The organism is Aureicoccus marinus (assembly GCF_002954325.1).
In the GTDB taxonomy this organism is placed as follows: Bacteria; Bacteroidota; Bacteroidia; order Flavobacteriales; family Flavobacteriaceae; genus Aureicoccus; species Aureicoccus marinus.
Window position 1 is genome coordinate 1,755,432 of sequence record NZ_MQVX01000001.1, and the last position, 24,309, is coordinate 1,779,740.

The following is a 24,309-nucleotide window of genomic DNA, read 5'->3' on the forward strand; positions in this document are numbered from 1 at the left end:
AACTGGCTCAAATTTGATTAAGAGGCTAAATTACGTCTTTACCAAGACAATCTTTTCTTGATTTTTGACCAAAACCTGATTAAAGAATTCTTTCAGGGCAGGGTAATAATCCGGAGAGTAGGTGGAATAGTTTAAATTCAGATTACATTGCAATTGAATTTGACGCCCAACTTGGGACAAACTAAACTGAAAAATTCCGCTATTCTGAGGCAAAGCGAGCTGATAGGACTCCGGCATGTGCTCTACGTCAAACCCTTCCGGCAAATCAATATTGATTAAGAATCGGTTTTGTCGTGGGTAACCCAATTCGATCGTATAAGCTCTTTCTTCCGCCGTAAAGGGATTATTGGTAATTTCCATATACAACATCGGGTTGAGGTAGTATTTTCCTGAAATTTCTTCCAGCACATTCTCCTTATAAAAAGAGTACTTCTGGTTGAGAGGCTGGGTCAATTGTTTCAATTTCCCAAAGGACAAAGAGTCTATTTCGATATTCCATCCGGACTCCATGCGTTCCACATAAGATTCTTCGCTTCCGCTAAAATATCCAGCCCGGGTCATATAGGCGGAATGTCCTCCGAACCGAGAGTTACACTGCCCTTCCAATTCACCTGACTCCTCCAATTTAGCATTGATCATGGTGGTTTCGGAAGCCTTAATCAAGGGATATAAATTCACCCGACTGGAGCGTCCTCCCTCTCCTACTCGACGTCCAACCCAATTCAAGGTTCTCAGTGGAAGAATATTGGGAATCGAAAGGGGATCAGTGGCATCCAACAAAAAGCGATTGCCTTCGATTTCTGCAGAGGCAATGACGTAATTAAACCCATCGATTGTCGGAAACATGGGAACACCATGCTGACGGGTACTGACCAAGACAGGATAAGCCGAAATACCCGCAGAATTGAGCATAGAAACCAAGAGTAGATTGATATCCGCTACACTCCCTTTACCATTCATATAGGCAGAGCGGACTCCCTGATCCGCATAAACCCCGTAGTTCTGATTCCATTGCACTTTACTCTTGACCTGATTAAAGACGGCGTACATCAGGTTGTAGGGGTTGGAATACTCTTGTCGCAGAGCTTCCACATCCGCTTTGTAAAAACTATTTTTCCGCAGTTCTCCGCCAAACCCTTGGGTTTTATAGATAGATTCGGCTACATTCTCCCAAGACTTGGCAAAACTCTCGTACATGACCCCTGGAATTTCGACCGACACAATCTCGTAATTCATCCCCAGGCGGTAATTGTCCATATTGGCGACAAAACTCTCTTCTACCAAGGGCTCGATATCATCCAATTTGAAGGTCATCTCTTTGGATGCGATCCCAATTGAACTGTTTAAACGCGAGCTGGTCAAAGGCTTTATATAACGAGACCCTTTTTGTACCTGGTTGTATTTGAACCACTCCAGGATACTCATTTTAGCAAACAGTTTTTTTACCGGAATATCCTCCTGAAATACAAACTCGTCAATACTGTAGTAAAAAGGAGAACTGATTTTGTATTTGTATTCCAAAACACAGCCTTCTTTGGCCTCTGGCATCGTAAACTTTCGTAGTATAATGTTTTCTGACTGCTCTTCGGTAAAAATCGATTCCTTCCCCAGCTTCGTTTTTACCACTTTCCCATCCACTAAGTTGTAGGTATAGCCTTTGAGATCCGAGAAGCGTTCGACCCGACTTCCGAATTTGGACAAGGGAATACTTTTAGAAGCGTACTCCAGCCCGTCGTTGGTGTAAATTTTAATTTTTTCGTGGATCTCGGTATTCAATAAGAACCCCTTTCCCTCTAAATACTCGTAATAGGTATAGCGGTACTTGTAAAGGTATGCGGCAGCGACACTACTGTCTTTGGCATAAACCGTTTCTTGTACCTCGGCCAAATCCTCTTTGCCGAATTTGACCTCTTGGGCATTCAGACCGATAAAAAAGAGCATGACTAGAAGGAACAACACTGGTTGCTTTTTCATAAATGTGGTTTTTGGTGGTGGTTAATTCATCCTACCTACAAGAAATTCGCAGTACGATGTGGTTTTTTTTGCAGAAGTGAAAGTGTGGTTATTTAAGTGGTTTGGTTTTGCGTCAAGGTAGTATTCTTTTGAAGGATGGCCAAAAGAAATACCGGGGCAAAAAACCCAGAAAAACAAAGGAAAACCACAGATAAACCCCTAGTTTTCCTTGTTTTTGAGTTTGGGATTATTGTGGTGACGATCGTGGTCTCGCTTGCTCTTCAAATCCATTTTACGGTCAAAGGCTTCTTGTAAATCCACCCCCGTTTGATTGGCCAAACAGAGGACTACAAAAACAACATCCGCCAGCTCTTCTCCGAGATCCTTAGCCTTATCGCTTTCTTTTTCGCTTTGTTCCCCATATCGACGGGCAATGATACGAGCCACTTCGCCGACCTCTTCGGTAAGTTGGACCATATTGGTCAACTCATTGAAGTAACGAACTCCGTGTTCCTGTATCCACTGATCAACAGCCTGCTGGGCTCCCTTTAATTCCACTATTCTCGCTTTAGGACGCTAAATTACGCCTTTACCAAGACAATCTTTTCTTGATTTTTTACAATCATTTGATTGAAGAACTCTTTGAGCATAGGATAAAAAGAAGGGGCATAAACTGCCTTATCCAAGCTAAAGTTGCACTGCAACTGAATCTTTTGACCCACTTGGGATACGCTGTATTGAAAGCTTCCTCCTCCTTCGGGCAATGCCATCCGAACCGGCGCTGGTAAAGATTCCACTAAATAACCCGCAGGCAATTCAACATTTACCATGTAACGGTCTTGCTGAGGAAAGCCCAATTCAACAGCATACTCTCTGGTATCCGCTGTAAATGGGTTGTTAGAGGTCGTTAGAAACAAAAGGGGATTGAGGTACTTCTTCCCCGAAATAGTTTCTAGAACGTTCTCTTTATAAAAGGAATAGGATTGACTCAGGGGCTTAGACAAATCCTCGACTTGCTTAATTGCAAAATCGTCAATTTCAATTTCTCCATTGTCCTTCTCCAGCTCCTCCAAATACGAATCTTCCGTACCGCCCAAGTACTCCTTTCGAAGTAAATAAGCATAGTGACCTGTAAATCGGGAGTTACAAGAACCTTCTAATTCTCCGGCATCACTTAAGGTCGCGTTGACCATAGTGGTCTCTACCGCTTTGATAGACGGCGTCAGAGGCACCATTTCGGTCCCTCCGGTTGAATTCATTTTTTGCCCAATCCAGTTCAGGTCTCGAACAGGCAGAATATTCGGAGTAGAAAAAGGGTCGGTCGCATCCATCAAGTACTCCTTGCCGTCTACTTCTGCGGCGGCAATCACAAAATTCAATCCATCCAAAGTAGGAAAGAGCGGCACCCCGTTAGAACGTGTACTCAAGAGAACAGGCTGGGCATTCAAGCCTGCCGCACGCAACATCGCCACCAACATCAGGTTAATTTCACCGGAATTTCCTGATCCTTCTTCGTAGGCTTGTCGTACCCCTTTTGCACAGAAAACACCATAGCCTTCATCCCATTTGACCTTTTGCTTGACATAAGCTAAAATCGTGTTCATTTTGTCCATTGGAGAAGCCGCATTGGCAATAATCCCTGGCAGCTCATCCCGGAAATACCTATCTCGTTTTAGCTCAGACCCAAAGCGATCAGCCTTACTGATGGTCTTCACCACATCATCCCAGGACTTGGCGTAGTTGGTAAACGTTTGACCTGGAATTTGAACGGAAGCAATCTCGAACTTCATCCCCAGTCGGTAGTTGTCCATATTGGACACGTAGTCTTCCTCTACCAAGGCAGGAATATTATCCAATTCATAAACAATCTTGTTGGCATTGGTTTCGAGTGTATTGTTATATACGGGGGTGATGGTCGGTTTTAAGTAGGCAACCCCTCTCTGCATTTGGTTGTATCGAAACCACTCCAGGATATTGAGAATGGCAATGACCTTTTTAGTCGGGATATCCTCCTGAAATACAAACTCGTCAATACTGTAGTAAAAGGGAGAAGTTACCTTGTACTTGTACTCCAAAACACTTCCGGCCTTAGCGTTGGGGAGGGTAAAACGAATGCGTGTGCGGTTATCCGATGCCTCCTCTTTAAAAATGGATTCCTTCCCCAATTTTTCTTTTTTAAGTCCAGTAGGCTCCCAGTTATACGTATACCCTTTGAGGTCCGAAATACGTTCATAAGACCCTCGGCTATTGTATAGACTAACGACCTGGGTAGCGTATTCCAGGGCGTCCTGATCATAAATCTTAATCTTTTCATGAATCTCCGTCACCAATTGAAACCCAGATCCCGTAAAGTACTGGTAGTAGGAATTGCGGTATTTGTATAAATAGACCGCCTTGGCTGTACTGTCGAGGGGGTAAAACTCTTCTCTGACCTCATCGATATTTTCTTTCCCAAACTTGAGAATATCCTGAGCTGAAACTGAAAAAGTCAATACAAAGAGAATGATAAAAACGAATGGTTTTTTCATGGTTATGGTTATAAAGTGTGAATGATTTTTAAATCCTTTGAGCAGCAACTCGGGCCCGGTCATGACCGGCTACTTTGCGACGAAACTTGCGGTAGGTTTCGTAGTCCTCCGCCGGGTATTTACCGTGCTTCAAACTAAAAGTTCGCTCATATTGAAGTTTACCGTCTTCCAGACGTTTTACCTTGGAGGTGTAACTCCCAAACTTCGAAAGAAGCAGTACCGGCTCCGGAATATTTTCTAGGGAATACCCTTCAGGCAATTGCACCACAGAAACGACCCTATCCGTATAACCCCGGGCAATACTGAACTCGGTTTCCCGGTTGCGCACACGCTTCGGAACATAGGTGTTCTGATCCAATGGGTTTAGACGAAACAACATCTCTTGTCCAACAAACTGAGCGTAATTACGTGCTTGTAGGTCGACGCTTTCTTCAAAAAGGACCTCATCGGTATTATTGGTAAACTGGTAGCCATCAATCGAGATATCCGTCAAATCCGACCAACGCTCCTTGTAGTGTTCTTTGATGTCCTTTTCTTTTTCCTTTGCCCAGGTGTAATTGTGATCATAGGCAATTCCTCCATGCACCGCCTTGTAGCTCCCGGCAAAATTTCCTTCAGGCTGATGCTAAAGGCCACTTCACTGTTGGTAGTGTTGTCGTCATCCAGGTACTGGTGGGTTCTTTTGATCTCCCCTCCATCCGGAGTGACCATCAAGACCAGTCGGTCATCCGTAAAATCCCCTAAGTAATTAAAAGGAAGGGTTTGACTGGTGCACTCCAACCAAATATCTTCTCCGTCAATCGGTACATTTAAGATGGCATGATTCCCCTGCATAGAAGCAAAATCACTCACCATATCGCGCTTTTGAGACCCTGCCCATACCACTGCATAATTGGATTCAATGCCCTGTGAACTCAGTAAGGCTTTGGTGTAATTGGTCAAGCCTTTACAGTCGCCATACTTCACGCGGTCGACCTCCTCGGCACTGATGGGCATCCAACCCCCAATACCGAGTTGTACACTGATGTATCGGGTGTTCTCCTGCACGTACTCGTAGATGCGCTTAGCCTTCTCTTTGGGATCGGTGATCCCTTTCAGCAACAAGGTTACTTCAGAAATGGTGGATTGCGGTAAGGCATCACGCCCCTTGATTAACTCCTCGTACTGCCAACGGCCAAAGCTTTCCCAATCAGCTCCTTCACCATTGACATTCTCTAACCTGAATTTGTTGAGCGCAGGCCAGACCGTCGGCCCAACCTCATAGATAGGTCCACTCAATGCCTCTCTTTTTAGGGCTGCCCTCGGTGGAAACCGAAAGCTTGATTTCTCAGGCCCCACTTCCTTTTCAACCCCAAATTTTTCGAGGTTCCATTCTTTAAACCGTGGTTTAAGGCTCATCGGGTAACGCAGTTCCATTTGGCTGCTCATCACCGAAACCCCATACTGCTCAATCGGGTACCAACGGGGTAAAAAAGCGGTATTTCCACTCTCTTCTTTATAAGAAAAGTACACCGTGTACGGAAAACTCTGCGGCACGTAGTGGAGGTACTTTACTCGGGAATCCTCATAAAGGGAAATACCTGAAACGGCTGCAAAATCTTCGAAGTCTTTGGACTTGTATTTTTTGATGGAACTCCCGGCTGCGTTGAATATTTCGGCCTCGAGATTCTTGATTTTCACCCCTGGATCGTAGTAGGCAATCATGCGAATGGCTTCGCGACCCTCCTGGTTGAATACGGTGACCCATTTGCGGATCTCTCGATGCATCATACCGGTAGAAAGGATCTCTACTTCTTCAATGGATTCCTGCACAACAGCATCGGCCCCTCTTTTGAGGCTGTCGGGAATCTGTGATGGGGGGAGGGGTTTAAACTGGGCACAAAGGCTACTAGTGAATACCAGTAACGCAATTAGTTTAATGGTTTTCATGTGTTGGTTTGGCTGAGACTAAGATTAAAAATCTTTAAGAATCGACCAAAAAATCACTCTCTATTTTTAGAATCTATCCATAAAGTGACCGGGCCATCGTTGTGCAGTCGCACTTGCATATCGGCACCAAAGACTCCGGCGGGGATTGTTTTACCGAGAGCGACATGGAGTCCTTGAAGAAACTGCTCATACAAGGGTATGGCCACCGGTGGTTTAGCGGCGCGTATGTAAGAGGGTCGGTTACCCTTCTTGGTGCTCGCGTGTAAAGTGAATTGACTGACTACCAGCACTTCACCTCCAATATCCAGCACGCTTTTATTCATCACCCCTTCTTCATCAGCAAAGATGCGCACCTGGGTGATTTTTCGGCACAACCACTCGATATCTTCCGGACCATCGGCCTCTTCGATTCCGACCAAGACCAGGATACCCTGTTTGATTTCGCCGGTCAGTTCTCCATCCGAAACCACGCTGGCTTCTTTTACCCGTTGAAGCAATACACGCATTGAGTTTAGTTTTCGTTTTCGGAAAAGGGATCCAAGCGATAGGAATCTTCCTCTCCTTCCAGTAATTGAACATAGGAACGATAGCGGCTCCAAAACAGTTCTCCCTGGTCCAGGGCGTCTTTTACAGCACATTTGGGCTCGTCTAAGTGCAGACAGTTATTGAACTTGCATTCGGATTTTAAGCGGAAAAACTCAGGAAAGTAATCGCCTATTTCTTCTTTTTCCATGTCCACAACACCGAATCCTTTTATCCCGGGAGTATCAATTATCCGAGCTCCAAAATCCAAATCATACATCTCGGCAAAGGTGGTGGTGTGTTGACCCTGGGCGTGCTGTTCGGTAATTTCTCGTGTCTTGAGGTTGAGACCCGGTTGTAAGGCATTCACCAAGGTGGACTTCCCTACGCCTGAATTCCCGGCAAACATACTCACCTTGTCCATCATGAGCTCCCGAATTTCTTCCAAGCCTGTCTGTTCGAGGGCCGAGATCTCCATGCAGTGGTAACCAATCGTTCGGTAGGTATGAATTAAAAATTGCCACTCTTCCCAATCCTCGCCGGAATAGGTATCCATTTTATTGAAAAGAAGCACTACCGGAATATCATAAGCCTCTGCTGTGACCAAAAACCGATCGATAAAGCGTGGATAGGTCGTCGGATTGTTGTAGGTCACCATCAAAAAGACCTGGTCCAGGTTAGAAGCGATGATGTGTACTTGTTTAGACAGGTTGACCGATTTGCGGATGATGTAGTTCTTGCGTTCCTGAATGACGTGGATTACACCTGATTCTTCGGTCTCCTCTTCCTGAAGCTCAAATTCGACCCAATCCCCAACGGCGATGGGGTTGGTGCTTTTGATTCCAGCCAACCGAAACTTGCCTTTGATACGGCATGAGTAGAGCTTGCCTTCCGCGGTTTTAACCTCATACCAGCTTCCTGTCGATTTATAGACCTGTCCTACCACTTCGGCATTGTTGTTGATAATTTCATTCCGGTAAGCAAAGAAACAATTTTCTTCTTTGTCCGTTAACTCTTAACATTGATAAACCTTAATCCAAAAAATCATGATTAAAAAAGTATTGCTTGTTGTCCTGTTGACCTTGGGAATGACCCAAATGGAAGCACAGGAGTATCGCGTTGTAACAAGTGTTGAATCCATTGTTCCCAATGGGCTTGGTCGTTCCCGAATCGTGATGCACAACGAAGACAAAGACTACAAAGAGTACACCTCTTCCCAGACAGACGAGGACAACACACGCAACAAATCCAAGCGTGGTGACATCCGAGTTAAGAATTTTTCAGAGACCAAGTTGTTGAACTTTTACAACCTCGGTGGTATTCGTTTCCAAAACATTGCAGCCAACGACGCCTTGATCAGTTCTTTGATCACGGACATGGTCGCACAAGGATGGGAATTGGCCTTTGTCACTTCAGCTGTAGAAAGTGACGGCGGCAAGGGAGATGGAAAAGGAATTTTTATAACCCGCTATATCTTTAAGCGCTAAAGAATTTCCCTATTCAAAGTAAAGGCCCGGTTTCCCGGGCCTTTTTTATTTCTACACTTTGTGAATAATCTTCTTCTGGTGGTTGATGGATTCCTGGTGAATCGCTTTAAACATGCGCAGAACAAATTCTTCACTCAGTCCTCTTTGCTCTCCTTCCAATATCATATTCCCCAGAATAGCATTCCAGCGGTTGGTCTGTAGTACCGCCACATTACGCTTCTTTTTGAGGGTTCCAATTTGATCCGAAACCTTCATCCGCTTGCCCAAAATATCGATCAGCTGGTTGTCTACCACATCAATCTGAGCCCGCAATTGGGTGATTTCCTTATTGTATTCTGCCTCCTCATCGGTCACCTTTCTGATTTTCCAGTCTTCCATCATTTGCACGAGGCGTTCTGGCGTTACTTGCTGAGCAGCATCCGACCAGGCATTATCCGGATCCCAGTGGGTCTCGACCATCAAACCGTCAAAATTGAGGTCCAAGGCCGTCTGAGCAACATCAAACACCATGTCACGCTTTCCGGTAATATGACTGGGGTCATTGATGAGTGGCAGATCAGGAAAACGGGTCTGCAGTTCAATGGCCATTTGCCATTCCGGAATATTGCGGTATTTGGTCTTCTCATAAGTCGAAAATCCACGGTGAATAACCCCTAATTTTTTGATCCCCGCCTGGTAGAAACGCTCAACTGCACCAAGCCACAAGGCCAAATCCGGGTTTACCGGATTTTTGATCAAAACCACCTTGTCCGTTCCCTCCAAAGCATCCGCAATTTCCTGAACGATAAAAGGGCTTACCGTAGAACGGGCTCCGATCCAGAGCATATCAATATCGGCCTCCAAAGCCAAATCTACATGGGCTTTGTTGGCAACCTCCGTGGCTGTCTTCAGTCCGGTTTCCTCCTTTACTCTTTTGAGCCAGTTCAATCCAATAGCACCAACTCCCTCAAAATTTCCTGGTCGGGTTCTGGGTTTCCAAATCCCGGCGCGGTAAAAGTTGACATCGGTATCCTTGAGATCGTGCGCGATACGCATGACCTGCTCTTCTGTTTCTGCACTACAAGGTCCCGCAATGACCAAAGGATGCGGCAAAGACATATCGTCCAACCAGGTTCGTAATTCTTTCGTGTTTTCCATGCTATTGTTTTTGTATCTCTTCTTTTGTTTTGGCCGAAGGGGTGCCCGGAATTCCTTCCAGGATGGATCGGATCCCGTTGATCTTTTCCATCTCAGCATAGAGCTCTTCCCATTGCTCCTCCTCCATTTTGTTTTTAAATTCTGTCAGGTGTTTAATATAGTCGCCGAGGGCCTCAAGAACGGCTTGGCTGTTTTGTTCAAATATGGGTGTCCACATGGCCGGTGAACTCTTGGCCAAGCGAACCGTACTTTCGAATCCACTACCCGCCATGTCAAAAATGTCTCTTTCACTCTGCTCCTCTCGCATGACCGTTTTGCCCAGCATAAAAGAACTGATATGAGAAAGATGCGAAACAAAGGCAATCTGACGATCGTGGGTATCTGGATTCATAAATCGGATACGCATTCCCAGGGCCTGAAACAATTCCCTGGCTCTTTCCTGGAACTCAAAACCGCTGCGCTCTACTTCGCAAACAATATTGGTCTTGCCGTGAAAAAGCCCACTAATTGCAGCCTCCGGGCCTGTATTTTCGGTACCCGCAATAGGATGAGCTGCCACGTATTGATGCCTTTTCGGGTGGTTACTCAAGCGTTTACACAGCTGGGACTTAGTGGAACCGGTGTCCCACACCAAACAGTCTTGGTGTATGGCATCCATCACTTCAACCAAAGCATCTGGCAAGGCATTGACCGGAATACAAAGCACAACCATATCGGCCCTGTCAAAATCATCGGCCGTACCAATGCGATCCACCAAACCTAACTCGACCGCTTTCTGCTCATGAGACTGCTTAGCGTCCATACCAACGAACTCCGCCTCGGGATACAAAGGCCTCATGTCCTTGGCCAGTGATCCTCCCATTAACCCCAATCCTTTGACGATTACTGTCTTCATGATCCACCTGCTTTTACACGTTGCACAGCTTCTTGAATTCGGGCTTCCTCAACACAAAGCGAGAAGCGTATAAATCCTTCCCCTGAGGGACCAAAAACAGTCCCCGGAGCGACAAATAAGGAGTGCTCGTACAACAATTCATCACTATAGGCCTCGGAGTTCTTCGCCCCTTTTGGCAATTGAGCCCAGACAAAAAGACCTGAACTCTTTTCCGAGAATTCGCACTGCAATTGCTCAGCCAGGGTCCAAACAGCGTCCCGTCTTTTCGCATAGGTACTATTCAATTCAGACAACCATTGCTTATCGGTTTGGAGTGCCGCTACAGCAGCCTGTTGAATCCCATAAAACATACCGGAATCCATATTGCTTTTCACCTTCAATACCGCTTGAATAAGATCCGCCGAACCGACGAGCATTCCCACGCGCCAACCGGCCATATTAAAGGATTTACTCAAGCTGTTCAATTCTAAGGCAGACACCTGCATTTCCATCGCCAACCGCATTAAACTCAAAGGCTCATCGTTTAAGATCAGGCCATAAGGATTGTCGTTGATAGGAAGTATTTCGTTGCGTTTACAAAAGTTTAGAAGCGCTTTTAATTGATCCGGTTCCGCCTTCGCGCCACTGGGCATATGGGGGTAGTTAATCCACATCAGTTTAACTCCACGGAGGTCTTCCTGTTCTAAGGCGTCCAAATCCGGAAACCAATTGTTCTCGGCGCTCAAAGAGTAGGTCAATGCTTCGGCTTCCACCATTCGACTTACAGAGGCATAGGTGGGATAACCCGGATCCGGTAAGAGTACACGATCGCCTGGATTAAGAAAAGCCAGACTAATGTGCATAATGCCCTCTTTGGAACCCATCAGCGGGAGAACTTCCGATTGCGGATTGAGTTCAACCTGATAAAAACTCTTGTAAAAGCCCGACATCGCCTCCCGGAGGGCAGGTATTCCCTGGTAGCTTTGGTATTGGTGCACGCCTTGATGCCCGAGTGCATCTTGCAAAGCCATAAGCACCTTGGGATGAGGCGCCAAATCCGGGCTCCCTATACCTAAATTGATGATGGGCTTTCCGTCGGCCTGCAGTTGTCTGACCTCCCGCAGCTTTTTAGAAAAGTAGTATTCCTCTACTTGTTGAAGTCGTTTAGCCGTGTTCATGATTTCAAGGCGTTTGTGTATTCTCCCAAAACCTGGAAGTGTTCGGTCATTATGGTCAATAAGGCGTGGGCCTTTTCAAAGTGACGGTATTCTTCAAAGGTGACATCCACAAAGAAGGCGTACTTCCATGGGGTCTCAATAACGGGCAGGGATTGGATCTTGGTCAGATTCAAATGACAATCGCTCATGACATTAAGTACAGTAGCAAGACTACCCCTTTTGTGATCCGTGATAAAGCGCAAAGATGCCTTATTAATCTCTCCCTGCTTGGTTGCTTCCAACTCCAATTGATCTCGCAGCTGCAAGGCGATAAAACGGGTCGCGTTATTTTGAATGGTCTGAACATCTTCTCTTAGGACTTCCAAACCATACATCTGTGCCGCCATCGGTGGTGCAATGGCAGCTACCTGAGACAATCCTTTTTCTGCAATCTGCTGGGCCACCAAAGCGGTGTCGGCAGCTTCAACCAATTTGAGGTGCGGGTACTGTCCCAAAAAATCTTTACACTGCAAAAGCGCCATCGGATGGGAGTGCACCTCTTCTATTTGTTCCATCTTCTGTCCAGCGCTTGCCATGATATGGTGCCGAATAGATTGGTAGTGCTCCCCGGTTATGGCGATTTGGTGTTGATGGACCAAAGCGTAATTCGGAATGATGGAGCCGGCGATAGAGTTTTCGATCGCCATCACGGCCTGATCGGCCTTTTGGCTAAGCAGCGCTTGCACCAAAGCATCAAAAGAGAGACACTCAACCAGCGTGATCTTCGAACCAAAATAATCCAGAGCCACCTGGTGGTGATTGGATCCTGCTACTCCCTGTATGGCAATCTTTAAATTCATCGCAAAAAAAAAGCCTCGAACGCTTTGGTCGAGACTCACATATACTTTAGTTGCATATTACTAGAAAAGTCCCTCCCTGCCTTTGGCAAAAAAGAAATAATATCCGTTCCAGAAATACGTGTTAATCAAACTCATAGATGGCTAATTTAACCATTGCCACCATTTTGCAAAGAACCAAGCGGTATTTTTTTGAATTTTTCAACAGACTCGCCTTTACGTTGATAAATTCGCGATAGGAACCATTTTTTTTAGCATTTGACCAAGAGTAATACGTGACGAAAGCACGAACAATGAGGGTAAAAAGTGAGGAGGAACCCCTATTTTTGAAGGACTTAGTCTTGCCTATGTCTATTGAAGTAGTAGAAATCAAAAAGTCCTTTGGCGAACAACAAGCCCTGAAAGGAATTAGTTTTTCGATCCCCAAAGGAGAAATTGTCGGTTTCCTTGGCCCAAATGGTGCCGGTAAATCAACGATGATGCGGATACTGACCACCTACTATTCCGCTGACGAGGGTCAAGGCATGGTATGCGGCCTAAACCTAAAAGAAGAAGGAAAAGAAATTCGTACCCGCATTGGGTATTTACCGGAACACAACCCCCTTTATACAGATCAATATGTTCGAGAATACTTGCATTTTGTTCGCCAGCTTTGTTCCGCACCCAAAGAGCGGGTGGAAGAACTCATCCTCAAAACCGGTCTAAAAGACGAGGCACACAAACGCATTGGGCAATTATCCAAAGGTTACCGCCAGCGCGTTGGTCTGGCTGCGGCCTTGATGAATGATCCGGAAGTGCTCTTGCTGGATGAACCAACCACAGGACTAGACCCCAATCAACTCATCTCCATCAGGCAGCTTATTCGGGATCTGGGAAAAGACCGGACCATTCTCTTTTCGACCCACATCATGAAGGAAGTAGAAGCCGTTTGTGATCGTGTTCTCATTATAAACAAAGGAGAATTGGTGGCCGATAATCCTTTAAGCGAGTTACAGGCCTCAGAAAAACAGATAATCGAAGTAGAATTTGATTACCGGGTGGAAGAAGTACTGCTACAAAAAATTCCAGACGTTACCGAAGTTGTGAACAAAGAAGGCTTCTGCTACGAGCTAAGCTTTTCTACTCAAGAAGATCGCCGCCCAGCTGTATTTGATTTTGCCCATGATAATCAATTAAAGACCCTGAATCTTAACAGAAAAACAGCTTCCCTTGAGGAGCTCTTCAACAATCTTACCCATTGATATGGCGCAAAGCCGCATCGATGGCTTCATCTAGTTCAGGCTGTACCTTGGGATCACTAGAATTGATCAGGATGCTAACGACCAAACGCTCATGAGGGTATACATAAAAGTTGGTATAGGCTCCAACACTATTGCCCACATGTCCGTAATAATGTCGTCCAGCTATATCCTGACTCGCTTGCCAACCAAGCCCGTAATAGACATTCTTTCCTAAAACAATCTGCGGAGCCAAAAACTCTTGCATCAGCTCGGGACGCACAAAGTTTTCCTTTAAGATCGCCTGCCCTAAAGTGGCGATATCAGCCGCTGTAGAGAGGTAGCCTCCTCCGGCTAGTTTATAGAAATTATTGACCTTAAGCGCTTTTCTAAAACCAGAACCGCTCCGGGTATAAAAGCGAACCACTTCGTTCTTCTTCAATTTGTTCAGACTGCGCTTGCGCGCTTCCGGGGTGGTATGAAGCATATGGAGAGGCTTGAGCACTTCTTTTTCGACATACTCTTCAAAGGGCATGCCCGCAGCCTTTTCCATCGCCAAAGAAAGAAGAACAAAGTCCAGGCTGGTATAGATAAAATCTGATCCAGGAATATAAGCTAAAGGTTCCTTGCTGAACAAGCCGGTTCCTTCTTCAATAGTCATGCTTCGATTTAAAGCATACTCTTTCCCTTTGTAAGCCCGAATACCTGCCGTATGACTGGCCAATTGTTTCAAGGTGAAATCAAATTGCTTTTTGGGATAGTCTGGAACATGCTTGTAAAACGAATCGTCCAAATCAACCAATCCCTGTTCGACCATTCTAGCTAAAGCAACACCGGTTATACATTTTGAAATACTTGCTATTCTAAAGTAAGTGTTGGCCGGATCAATGGGGTTTTTTGAACTGTTGGCCAAACCGCCAAATCCTTTTTCAAAAAGGATCTCCTCATCGCGACGAAAGCTAACCGCCATTCCTGGGACTTTACCTTTTGCATGAAGGTTGTGCAAGAGAGCTTCACTCAGTTCAAAACCGTGCAGATCTGTTGTCTTTTTGACGCGTTTATTACTGCCAAAAAGACCAAAAAATACAGGGGTAGGAGCCATAGGGGGTAGTTACGTGGTTGGTGTTTGGGGTATTTTCGGAACGTGAAGTTAAACACAAACTTCTTAATTCAACTCAATTTTCCGATGAAAAGCGCAGGCGTCCATTAAAGAGTTCATCGACCTCTACTTGAGGTGGTCTACTGACCCCAATGACATCTCCATAACCCCGGATGACACCGCTTATTCGCTGTTGAGGATTCACGAAAACATCGTTGGAACCCCGGTGGTCAACAACCACCTCCTGAGCGATTAATTCTGCCGCCTCCACCCGTGCGTCACCAGCGGCAATAACAATATTCAAAACATCGGCATTCCCTGAAAATTGAACATAAGCGATTCCGTTAACCACCAACTGCAAGCGATCGCCCTGAAAGTCAATATCAAAACTTCCATCAGTCGCTTCCGTCTCAGGATTATTAAATCGCTCCGAAATCAAGGTCAGGTTATCGTAGTTCAAAGTACCCTCACTAGAGACCAAAAAACCCGTCCCACTTCTGACTTCACGCAATTCAGGTGCGGTAACATAGACAGTCGAAATACCGTAATCTCTAAACAGATTACATCGGTTTTCGTTGCGAAGAACTAAGCGATCTCCGATGACCTCAGCGTTTATTTCATTGAGCAGATTGGCCCCGGATTCTACCTCCACTCGGTACTCAGGACCTTGGCGTATCACTAGATTAAGGTTTTCAAAAACGGTAATTCGGCTAAAGGGGGACTCCAGGCGAACTTCTCGCTGAAGCGGGCCTGCGGTTTGCAAACAGTCCCCTACATTCTCAGAATTACATGAGAACAGCAGCGAAAACAGGGGTAACAAACGGAATACAATCTTTTTCATCCTCTTCAAATTACAATCGGTATCCTATTCCAAATTCAACGGCCTCCGCGGCAGCGGCGTGGGCTTTTAAAGTCAATGCGCCAAACCAATGGTCTCCGAAGTACCGCTGTAATCCGATCCTGTTATAGACCCGGCCTTCAAAATCATAAGGGTAGTACACATAATAACCCAGCTGGGTGATTACACTCATTTGATTTAAGCGCAACTCATGGCCCACGAAGACACCCGCCCTCTTCCAATCGGTGTCGGCGGCTATTGCTTCTTCCGGGAAGGATGTAGATCTAAACCGAATCAGCTCCCTTAAAAAGCCGGAAAAAAAGACATCTACTCCGCCTTGCAGCGCACTTTTCTGGCCTAAACGCTTATCGATATAGATACTAGGAGTAACGAAGCCGTACTGGCCCGAACCGACGACATCTCCTTCATTTTGACCCGTCCGAAGCACAAAATTCCAAGTCCAGGAATGCTTTGGTTTATCTGTTTGAATGGCCTGTGGGATGAATTCCCTTTCTGACATTTCATCCAAGGTATAGGTCAAACCCACTTGAAAAGCGACCGTGTTGGTGGAAGCATTTGGCGCTTTAAAATTGGCGTTGGAATAATGAATGAATGAAAGACCTACCGAAAGACCCAAAGATTTCCAGAGGTTTTCCCGATGATACCTGGCCATGAGCAAGGTACTGCTCAACAAATGAGAACCGTAGGCTGTATTGCGAAAGTTGTTTTGTCGGTCATAAGGGTTGGTGTTGTAGGCAATCCCCTGCCCAATTCTCAACTGCACTTGCCGCTTTAAAAAGTAAAAATTGTAGTGGGCATAAGCCCCAAAATGCTCCCCCAAGGTGGGGTTATTCATATCTTGATAGATAAAGGTAAACCCGGTATCCGGGTAATTGTAGAGAGACTCCCATTCTTCTTCACCATAACGCTTACGGTTCCAGGCAAGAATGAGACCTTCCGGATGGGCAGTGATCAAATGAGAAATATCGGGGTTGTGCCGAATAATACTCCCATAAAACAGGGAACCTTCAAGGACATAAGCCGGATTCCTTTCTTCCTGTGCAGTTAAGAGAGAAGAAAACAGCAAAAGGGAAAGGGCAAAATAAACGCGAAGTCCCTCGGTATACCTCTTTATCGTTCCATGAAGCTTATCCTTTGTGCTCATGGAAGATAAAATTACGAATTAATTCACCCCTTCTTAAAATTGAATCCCACATTCACGATGAACCAATCCCTTGGTCGGATCGGTATAAGACCAATCCATTGGCAAATGATATCGATCGACATAATCGTGCAGATCCCCAGAGGTCCAATAGTAAAAAGGAGAAACCTTTAAAATTCCCTGTTGGCTGTAGCTCGCTATATCCAGTGTATCTCGAAAAGCCGTTTGCCCTTTGCGAATGTTGGTAAACCAAACATCCGGATCCAACTGGGCAAAAGCTCTGCGGAAAGGCTCCAATTTCACCAGTTCTGTAAAAGAAGTATGGCCTTTTTGGTCTACTCCCGGAACTCCATCAAACAGATCCAAGACTTCCGCAGTGCTCTTGTTCGGACGGTAAATCTTCAAATTCAAACTCAATTGAGAAGAAAGCAGCATGGCATACTTCTTGGTCTCTTCGGTGTTGAATCCGGTATCGACCCACACCACCGGAATGTCTGGCATAATCTGGGTGACGGCATGAATCAAAACAACGGAATAGGGCTTAAAATTGGTCGTTAACACCGGCTTATCGGCCTGTTCTAATCCCCAATGAATAGCTTCTTGAGCGGTTTCTTCGGAGACCAAAGGCCGTCGTTTTACCGGGTTGAAAGGTTGTTGAAAATAGGTTTTCATATAAATCCTATCGGTTTTATAGGATTTCAAAAATAACAATCTCGAACAAACCGAAAAATCATTTCCCAAAATTCTATTTAAAACTGCCGAATTACCACGAATACAAGTGGATTCTTATCAGATTCGCAAGGACTTGATGTGCTAATTAAGACTACTTTTTCTTAAAATATCGCTTGGGCTATGGCTTTGATGTTATCGGACTTACCCATAGAGTAGTAGTGTATGACGGGAACTCCCTTTTCTTGGAGCTCCTTTGATTGCTGAATAGCCCACTCAATACCCACTTGGCGAACGGCCTTATTATCTGAACAGGTCTCGACCGCTTCAATTAAGTCTTCCGGTATATCCACACGGAAAACCTGTGGCAAGAGCTGCAAATGTTTCTTGACAGCAATCGGTTTAATCCCTGGTAAAATAGGAACCTCAATCCCCATGTCCCGGGCGGCATCGACAAATTCAAAATAGCGCTGGTTGTCAAAAAACATCTGGGTTACCACGTAATTGGCCCCGAGTTCCACTTTCTCTTTTAAGCGCTTAAGATCGGATTGCAGGGAAGGAGCCTCCATATGCTTTTCGGGATACCCGGCTACTCCAATGCAAAAATCAGAGCAGTTGTCACTCTCAATGACCTCGTGCAGGTAATTGCCCTGGTTCAGCTGCTTGATCTGCTTGACCAAATCTGAAGCATACTGGTGTCCGCCTTCGGTGGGTTCAAAATAGCGCTCCTCTTTCATCGAATCGCCTCGCAGAGCCATCACATTGTCTATTCCGAGGTAATGACAATCGACCAAAAGGTATTCTGTCTCTTCCTTTGTAAAGCCTCCACAAAGTACATGAGGAATCGCATCCACATCGTACTTGTGTTTGATAGAGGCACAAATACCCAAGGAGCCCGGACGCATACGGGTGAGCTTCCGGTCCAGTAGTCCTCCCCTCTCGATGTACACATACTCCTCTCGGGAAGTGGTTACATCGATGAAGGGCGGGTTGAATTCCATCAAAGGATCAATGTTTTTGTATAACTCATCAATGCTTTTGCCTTTGACCGGAGGAATAACTTCAAAACTGAAAAGGGTTTCTCCTTTGTTTTGCTTTAGGTGATCAGTGACTTTCATCTTATTGTTCGGCGATTTGAGGAGCCAACCACTTTTGGGCTTCCTCTACGGGGATACCCTTTCGGTTGGCATAATCTGATACTTGTTCCTGGGTAATTTTTCCGAGGCCGAAATAGCGAGATTCCGGATGAGCAAAATAGTAACCACTAACGCTGGCAGCAGGCCACATGGCCAAGGACTCTGTCAGTCGCACCCCAATCCTGGACTCCACATCGAGCAGGGACCAAATCGTCTCCTTCTCGAGGTGATCAGGACATGCCGGATAACCCGGGGCGGGACGAATTCCTTGATAAGACTCAGCAATGAGCTCTTCATTGCTCCAATGCTCTTGCGCTGCATAGCCCCAATCTTCCTTTCTTATGCGTTGGTGAAGGTACTCGGCAAAGGCTTCGGCCAATCGATCTGCAAGGGCTTTAATCATGATGGACTGATAATCGTCTTGTACCTCTTCGAAGGCCCTCGCCCGTTCTTCGCAGCCAAAACCCGCCGTCACACAAAAACAGCCAATATGATCTTGAACCCCCGATTCCGATGGGGCTATAAAATCAGCCAGGGCACGCTGGGGAACCCCTTCACGTTTGTGCAGTTGTTGGCGCAGTGTTCTAAAGACCACCGGCGGTTCAGACGCCACCCGAATATCGTCCGTTCCTTCGCGCTCAGCGGGGAACAAACCCCAGACCGCTTTCGCCTGAAGCCAGGATTCCGTCTCAATTTTATGAAGCATCTCCAACGCGTCATTGTACAAATCCTTCGCCGTTTCTCCTACCACCTTATCCTCCAAGAGATCGGGGAATTTACCATGCAAATCCCAACTCCTAAAGAAAGGCGTCCAATCGATAAAAGGACGTAATTCCTTGACAGGGAAATCCTGAATTTCGTGTATCCCTAAGTTTTGTGGCTTAACCAGTCGACTAAAATCCAATTCCGGCGCTTTGGCCCGAGCATCCGCTAAACTCAGGTAACGCTTCTGTTGTTGGCGGTCCAAAAAATTAATTCGAAACTCTTCGTACTCCTCCCTCAACTGTTTCTTAAAAACATCAGATTCCTTAGGCTGTAAAAGTTTTCCAAGCACGGTTACCGCTTTCGAGGCATCCGAAACATGGACTACCCCTTGAGGATATTCCGGTGCAATCTTTACGGCGGTATGGGCCTTACTAGTTGTCGCCCCACCAATGAGCAAAGGCAAATCCATCTCCCTTCTTTCCATCTCCTTGGCCACATGCACCATTTCGTCCAAAGAAGGTGTAATGAGTCCACTTAAACCGACAATATCAACGGATTCCTCTTGGGCTACACGGAGGATTTCATCGGTTGGCACCATCACACCCAAATCAATTATTTCGTAATTGTTACATCCCAAAACCACTGCGACAATATTCTTACCGATGTCGTGAACATCTCCTTTGACGGTAGCCAAAAGGACCTTTCCGGCAGAGCTTTTTTCCTCGCTTTTTTCGGCTTCGATAAAGGGGGTCAAGTAAGCCACTGCCTTTTTCATAACGCGTGCCGACTTGACCACTTGAGGCAAAAACATTTTTCCACTTCCAAAGAGTTCTCCGACAACGCCCATCCCTTCCATCAGGGTATCTTCAATCACCTGTATAGGGCGATCAGCAGCCTGTCGAGCGACCTCAACGTCTTCCTCAATAAAGCGCCCAATTCCTTTGACCAGCGAATAGGTGATCCGTTCTTGCAAGGCATGTTCACGCCACGAAAGGTCCTCTTCTTTTTGCTTGGCCTTGCCCTGTACGTTTTCGGCATAGGCGAGCAATTTTTCGGTGGCTCTAGGATCTCGGTCCAGGAGCACGTCTTCCAGCAGCTCCCGAAGATCTTGAGGCACCGCTTCATACACCTCCAACTGCCCAGGGTTTACAATACCCATGTTCATTCCGGCTTGTATGGCATGGTAGAGGAAAACCGCATGCATGGCCTCTCGAATAAGGTCGTTTCCTCGAAAAGAAAAGGAGACATTGCTCACCCCGCCACTTAAGTGTGCCTTAGGCAAATGCTCGCTCACCCAACGACAGCCCTCTATAAAGTCCAAAGCATTTCGTCTGTGCTCCTCTATTCCCGTGGCCACCGGAAAAATATTGAGGTCAAAAATGATGTCCTCGGGCGGAAAACCGACTTCTTCAACCAATAGGCGGTAAGAGCGGGAAGCAATTTCGATCCTTCGATCCAGGTTATCGGCTTGTCCGACCTCATCAAAGGCCATCACGATGACCGCTGCGCCGTAGCGTTTAATCGCTTTGGCCTGGGCAATGAATTCTTCCTCCCCCTCTTTGAGGGAAATGGAGTTGACCACACACTTGCCCTGTACCACCTGAAGTCCCGCTTCCAAAATCTCCCACTTTGAACTGTCAATCATCAAAGGAAGGCGTGCGATATCGGGTTCACTCATCAGCAAATTCAAGAAGTGAACCATGGCCTGTTTACCATCAATCAGGCCGTCGTCCATATTGACGTCCAAAATCTGGGCTCCTCCTTCTACTTGTTGACGAGCGATTTCTACCGCTTCTTCAAACTGTCCCTCTTTGATTAGGCGCAAAAACTTACGTGACCCTGCTACATTACAGCGTTCCCCAACATTGACAAAATTACTTTCGGGACGGACAAACAAAGGCTCTAGTCCACTTAACTCGAGATACCTCATGAATCCTGTAATGTAGTTTCGGGGATTAATCGCGGCGAGTATGCCTCGACCAAGGAGGCGAGCTCAGCGATGTGCTCCGGGGTTGTACCACAACATCCTCCAATGATATTGACCAGTCCCAGGTCCAGGTACTCTTTCATCTGCTCAGCCATTTGCGCGGGCCCTTGATCGTACTCTCCAAAAGCGTTCGGAAGTCCTGCATTGGGATGCACCGATATGGCGCAATCGGCCTGCTTTGATAAAAGTTCGATATAAGGTCTCAGTTGTGAAGCTCCCAAAGCGCAGTTAAATCCAACAGAAAACAAATCGGCATGCTTTAAAGAAATCCAAAAGGCTTCAGAAGTTTGCCCAGACAGCGTTCGCCCGCTGGCATCCGTAATGGTTCCACTGACCATCACGGGAAGGCGAATACCCCTTTCTTCCAAAACCTCGTCAATAGCGAAAAGAGCTGCTTTGGCATTGAGGGTATCAAAAATGGTTTCCACCAAAAGAAGGTCAGAACCCCCATCAATAAGTCCTTCCGTTTGCTCCCGGTAAGCCAGTCGCAATTCATCAAAGCTAATAGCCCGGTATTCCGGACGATTGACGTCAGGCGACAGACTGGCTGTTTTATTCGTAGGACCAATACTCCCAGCGACAAACCGAGGTTTATGCGGCTCCAGAGCGCTAAACTCGTCGGCGACTTTTCGGGCAAGGCTTGCACTGACCTTGTTGAGCTCATAAGCATAATCTTCCAATTGGTAATCTGCTTGTGCTATTGAGCTTGACGAAAAGGTATTGGTTTCGACAATGTCTGCTCCTGCAGCGAAATAGGAACGATGCACTTCAGCAACCGCTTGTGGTTGGGTAATGGACAAGAGATCATTGTTCCCTTGCAAGGGCACCGGCCAATCCGCAAAACGCTCGCCCCGAAAGTCCTTTTCATCAAAGGCATTGGCTTGCAGCAAAGTTCCCATAGCACCGTCCAGGACCAGTATTCTCTTCTTTAAACAGCTTTCAACCGTATTCTCTTCTCTCATAGAAGTGCTTTCTTTATTGTGTAACAGGTATCGAAAAGAGTGTGGACAGAAGACCGGTTTGGCTTCTTTGTGTTATCCTTCCCATCGGGTAGAATGTAGCACCTTCTTTAAAAGACTAAAGGGTTGCCAAGGTTTCAAAGGGTCTAGTCCCTCCACCTTTCTCGATAACAACATCAAATTGATGAACTGAGCGGCAAAGAAAAGTGCTCTGCCTGTATATTCCAAATTAATCCTCCGGTACGAGACCGTTTTTTTGAGGCCGCAACAAATCGGCCAGGGTACTATTCCGGTAGACCTCTAAAGCCTTATCCCTTACCTGAATCATCAGGCGCCGAATACTGCAATTCTCCTCATCTTTACAATCTGAGCAAGGCTCATAAAAATTGAGGCTTACGCAAGGGACCATCGCAATGGGGCCCTCGAGTATTCGAATAACCTCCGTCATGCGAATATCTTCTGCCGGCTTTAAAAGGTAGTAGCCTCCGGTCTTGCCTTTCTTGGAACCCAAGAGTCCGTACTTGCGCATATCCAGCAGAATACTCTCTAAGAATTTCTGCGAAATATTTTCAGAAGCCGAAATACGCCCAATAGGAACTGGACTGTCCTGTTCCTGCTTGGCCAAAAAGACCAGCGCCTTTAATCCGTATTTCGTTTTCTTCGAAAGCATGGATTAAAGGTACGAAAAGGCCCGTTCCATATCTTTCCAGACATCATCTACATGTTCAAGACCTACCGAAACCCGCACTGTACCACTAAAAATACCCAGTTGCTCCCGGAGTTCTTCTTCCAGTTTACTGTGGGTTGTGGAAGCGGGATGGGTCACTATCGTTCGGCTGTCACCTAAGTTGGCCGACAGGCTCAACCACTCTAAATGATCAAAAAAGTTTCGTCCGGCTTCCAGGCCCCCTTTCAGATCAAAAGCCACTACAGGCCCTCCTGCTTTCATTTGTCTTTTCGCCAAATCATACTTCGGGTGCGAGAGCAAAAAAGGATAGCGAACCGAAGACACCTGGGGGCGCTGCTCCAGTCGCTTAGCGACTTCCAAGGCATTTTCGCAGTGACGATCCACGCGAACGGACAAGGTTTCTAGGCTCTTGGACAATAGCCAAGCGTGAAAAGGCGATAGCGCCGGGCCGCTGACCCGAGCAAAGCGGTAAATGCGATCAATCAGTTCGGCTTCTCCGACAACCAATCCTCCAAGAACTCGGCCCTGCCCATCCATCAGTTTAGTTCCGGAGTGCACCGAAAGATGAGCCCCTAATTGCAAGGGCTGTTGCAGATAAGGCGTGGCAAAACAGTTATCAACCACCAGCAGTAATCCCTGATCACGGCAGTAGTTTCCGAGACGTTCTAAATCGACCAAATCAACCCCTGGATTGGTCGGACTCTCGACATAGACAATTCGGGTGGACGGTTTTCTTTTCTGCTCCCACTGTTCCGGGCCATCGTCCGTGTCAAAATAATCGGTCTCAATCCCCCATTTCGGGAAAATAGAGCTAAAAAGAGTCAACGTTGATCCAAACACGCTCCGACATGCCAGGATTCGATCCCCGGATTCCAGGAGCGCAGCCAGGGTCGAAAAAACTGCAGACATCCCCGATGCAAAGGAATACCCAGCCTCTGCCCCTTCCAATGAACAGACCTTTTGGATCAGTTCGTCACTGTTCGGGTTGCCGTAGCGGCTGTAGAGCATACGTTGCTTCTCTTCTGCGAAAGCAGAGCGCATATCTTCCGCATCTTCAAACACAAAACTCGAAGTCAGGTAAAGGGGCACACTGTGCTCCATATAATCGGTTCTCGGCAATTGCTGCCGAATCGCCTGAGTTTCGAGTTTCCAATCAAATGGTGCTTCCTGCTTTTTCTTTTGCATAGACTAAAATTTACAAGCGCTCAGCCAAGCGCAGAACATCTCCGAAGACCCCCCGGGCTGTCACTTGAGGGCCTGCTCCCGCTCCCTGTATCACCAAAGGGCGTTCTCCATAAGATTCGGTATAGATTTCGACCAGAGAATCGGCCCCCTGAACCTGCCCCAAAGGACTCTGTGAAGGCACGCCTTTTAATCGGACCCTAAGCTCCCCTTTTTGACTCAT

23 protein-coding genes and 1 riboswitch are annotated in these 24,309 nt (G+C 46.4%); of the genes, 2 read left to right on the top strand and 21 right to left on the bottom strand.

Annotation, left to right across the window (positions count from 1 at the left end; genetic code table 11):
• Window positions 1-30 precede the first annotated feature (30 nt).
• From BST99_RS08210 to rsgA, 7 genes are all read right to left on the bottom strand, one after another.
• Window positions 31-1,974, bottom strand: a complete 1,944-nt coding sequence (locus BST99_RS08210) for a transglutaminase-like domain-containing protein (protein WP_146106247.1) — start codon at window positions 1,972-1,974, stop codon at window positions 31-33.
• Between the two features lie 198 nt (window positions 1,975-2,172).
• Window positions 2,173-2,511: a nucleotide pyrophosphohydrolase gene (locus BST99_RS08215; RefSeq protein ID WP_105001369.1), complete on the bottom strand. Its 339-nt coding sequence runs from the start codon at window positions 2,509-2,511 to the stop codon at window positions 2,173-2,175.
• A gap of 23 nt (window positions 2,512-2,534) precedes the next feature.
• The gene (locus tag BST99_RS08220; protein ID WP_181044187.1) at window positions 2,535-4,481 is read right to left on the bottom strand and encodes a DUF3857 domain-containing protein; all 1,947 of its coding nucleotides are present in this window, start codon (window positions 4,479-4,481) and stop codon (window positions 2,535-2,537) included.
• Window positions 4,482-4,509: 28 nt separating this feature from the next.
• Window positions 4,510-5,067 (bottom strand): hypothetical protein, encoded by a 558-nt coding sequence (locus BST99_RS08225; RefSeq protein ID WP_105001371.1) that lies wholly within the window; start codon window positions 5,065-5,067, stop codon window positions 4,510-4,512.
• A complete protein-coding gene (locus BST99_RS08230; RefSeq protein WP_105001372.1) occupies window positions 4,971-6,410 on the bottom strand; it encodes a DUF3857 domain-containing transglutaminase family protein in 1,440 nt (479 codons plus the stop codon). Before BST99_RS08230 ends, BST99_RS08225 begins: the two co-directional genes overlap by 97 nt.
• A gap of 53 nt (window positions 6,411-6,463) precedes the next feature.
• Window positions 6,464-6,916, bottom strand: a complete 453-nt coding sequence (gene dtd, locus BST99_RS08235; protein WP_105001373.1) for a D-aminoacyl-tRNA deacylase — start codon at window positions 6,914-6,916, stop codon at window positions 6,464-6,466.
• Window positions 6,917-6,921: 5 nt separating this feature from the next.
• Window positions 6,922-7,878 (bottom strand): ribosome small subunit-dependent GTPase A, encoded by a 957-nt coding sequence (gene rsgA / locus BST99_RS08240; protein ID WP_105001374.1) that lies wholly within the window; start codon window positions 7,876-7,878, stop codon window positions 6,922-6,924.
• 100 nt (window positions 7,879-7,978) lie between these two features.
• On the opposite strand from rsgA, the gene BST99_RS08245 reads away from it, so the two are divergent.
• Entirely contained in the window at window positions 7,979-8,419 is a 441-nt protein-coding gene (locus tag BST99_RS08245; protein ID WP_394335611.1) for a hypothetical protein, read from the top strand.
• Window positions 8,420-8,470: 51 nt separating this feature from the next.
• On the opposite strand, the gene BST99_RS08250 is transcribed toward BST99_RS08245, so the two are convergent.
• From BST99_RS08250 to BST99_RS08265, 4 genes are read right to left on the bottom strand one after another with little or no spacing between them, the layout of a single operon-like run.
• The gene (locus tag BST99_RS08250; protein WP_105001375.1) at window positions 8,471-9,556 is read right to left on the bottom strand and encodes a bifunctional 3-deoxy-7-phosphoheptulonate synthase/chorismate mutase type II; all 1,086 of its coding nucleotides are present in this window, start codon (window positions 9,554-9,556) and stop codon (window positions 8,471-8,473) included.
• A 1-nt stretch (window position 9,557) separates the two neighbouring features.
• Window positions 9,558-10,451, bottom strand: coding sequence for a prephenate dehydrogenase (locus tag BST99_RS08255; RefSeq protein ID WP_105001376.1), 894 nt, complete (start codon window positions 10,449-10,451; stop codon window positions 9,558-9,560).
• Window positions 10,448-11,608, bottom strand: coding sequence for a pyridoxal phosphate-dependent aminotransferase (locus BST99_RS08260; RefSeq protein ID WP_105001377.1), 1,161 nt, complete (start codon window positions 11,606-11,608; stop codon window positions 10,448-10,450). Before BST99_RS08260 ends, BST99_RS08255 begins: the two co-directional genes overlap by 4 nt.
• Window positions 11,605-12,447: a prephenate dehydratase gene (locus BST99_RS08265; RefSeq protein WP_105002473.1), complete on the bottom strand. Its 843-nt coding sequence runs from the start codon at window positions 12,445-12,447 to the stop codon at window positions 11,605-11,607. The genes BST99_RS08260 and BST99_RS08265 overlap by 4 nt, the downstream gene beginning before the upstream one ends.
• A 344-nt stretch (window positions 12,448-12,791) precedes the next feature.
• On the opposite strand from BST99_RS08265, the gene gldA reads away from it, so the two are divergent.
• Window positions 12,792-13,685 carry a gliding motility-associated ABC transporter ATP-binding subunit GldA gene (gene gldA / locus BST99_RS08270; RefSeq protein WP_105002474.1) on the top strand — a complete coding sequence of 298 codons (894 nt, stop codon included), beginning with the start codon at window positions 12,792-12,794 and terminating at the stop codon, window positions 13,683-13,685.
• Here gldA and BST99_RS08275 read toward each other — a convergent pair.
• The 10 genes from BST99_RS08275 to BST99_RS14960 all read right to left on the bottom strand — a co-directional run bounded on the left by BST99_RS08275 (window position 13,675) and on the right by BST99_RS14960 (window position 24,309).
• Window positions 13,675-14,763 carry a serine hydrolase domain-containing protein gene (locus tag BST99_RS08275; RefSeq protein WP_105001378.1) on the bottom strand — a complete coding sequence of 363 codons (1,089 nt, stop codon included), beginning with the start codon at window positions 14,761-14,763 and terminating at the stop codon, window positions 13,675-13,677. The genes gldA and BST99_RS08275 overlap by 11 nt on opposite strands.
• 73 nt (window positions 14,764-14,836) lie before the next feature.
• Complete coding sequence (locus BST99_RS08280) at window positions 14,837-15,601, bottom strand: head GIN domain-containing protein (protein WP_105001379.1); 765 nt, start codon at window positions 15,599-15,601, stop codon at window positions 14,837-14,839.
• A gap of 10 nt (window positions 15,602-15,611) precedes the next feature.
• Window positions 15,612-16,763, bottom strand: coding sequence for an acyloxyacyl hydrolase (locus BST99_RS08285; protein WP_105001380.1), 1,152 nt, complete (start codon window positions 16,761-16,763; stop codon window positions 15,612-15,614).
• Between the two features lie 33 nt (window positions 16,764-16,796).
• Complete coding sequence (locus tag BST99_RS08290; RefSeq protein ID WP_105001381.1) at window positions 16,797-17,432, bottom strand: phosphoadenosine phosphosulfate reductase domain-containing protein; 636 nt, start codon at window positions 17,430-17,432, stop codon at window positions 16,797-16,799.
• A gap of 161 nt (window positions 17,433-17,593) precedes the next feature.
• On the bottom strand, window positions 17,594-18,547 hold the full coding sequence (gene metF / locus BST99_RS08295; RefSeq protein WP_105001382.1) for a methylenetetrahydrofolate reductase [NAD(P)H]: 954 nt from the start codon (window positions 18,545-18,547) through the stop codon (window positions 17,594-17,596).
• A 1-nt stretch (window position 18,548) separates the two neighbouring features.
• Window positions 18,549-21,200 carry a methionine synthase gene (gene metH, locus BST99_RS08300; protein ID WP_105001383.1) on the bottom strand — a complete coding sequence of 884 codons (2,652 nt, stop codon included), beginning with the start codon at window positions 21,198-21,200 and terminating at the stop codon, window positions 18,549-18,551.
• Window positions 21,197-22,219, bottom strand: coding sequence for a homocysteine S-methyltransferase family protein (locus BST99_RS08305; RefSeq protein WP_105001384.1), 1,023 nt, complete (start codon window positions 22,217-22,219; stop codon window positions 21,197-21,199). The genes metH and BST99_RS08305 overlap by 4 nt, the downstream gene beginning before the upstream one ends.
• A gap of 69 nt (window positions 22,220-22,288) precedes the next feature.
• A riboswitch (SAM riboswitch) is annotated at window positions 22,289-22,390 on the bottom strand.
• 55 nt (window positions 22,391-22,445) lie between these two features.
• Window positions 22,446-22,886: an RrF2 family transcriptional regulator gene (locus BST99_RS08310; protein WP_105001385.1), complete on the bottom strand. Its 441-nt coding sequence runs from the start codon at window positions 22,884-22,886 to the stop codon at window positions 22,446-22,448.
• A gap of 3 nt (window positions 22,887-22,889) precedes the next feature.
• Window positions 22,890-24,089 carry a trans-sulfuration enzyme family protein gene (locus BST99_RS08315; RefSeq protein WP_105001386.1) on the bottom strand — a complete coding sequence of 400 codons (1,200 nt, stop codon included), beginning with the start codon at window positions 24,087-24,089 and terminating at the stop codon, window positions 22,890-22,892.
• 10 nt (window positions 24,090-24,099) lie between these two features.
• A complete protein-coding gene (locus BST99_RS14960) occupies window positions 24,100-24,309 on the bottom strand; it encodes a hypothetical protein (protein WP_394335612.1) in 210 nt (69 codons plus the stop codon).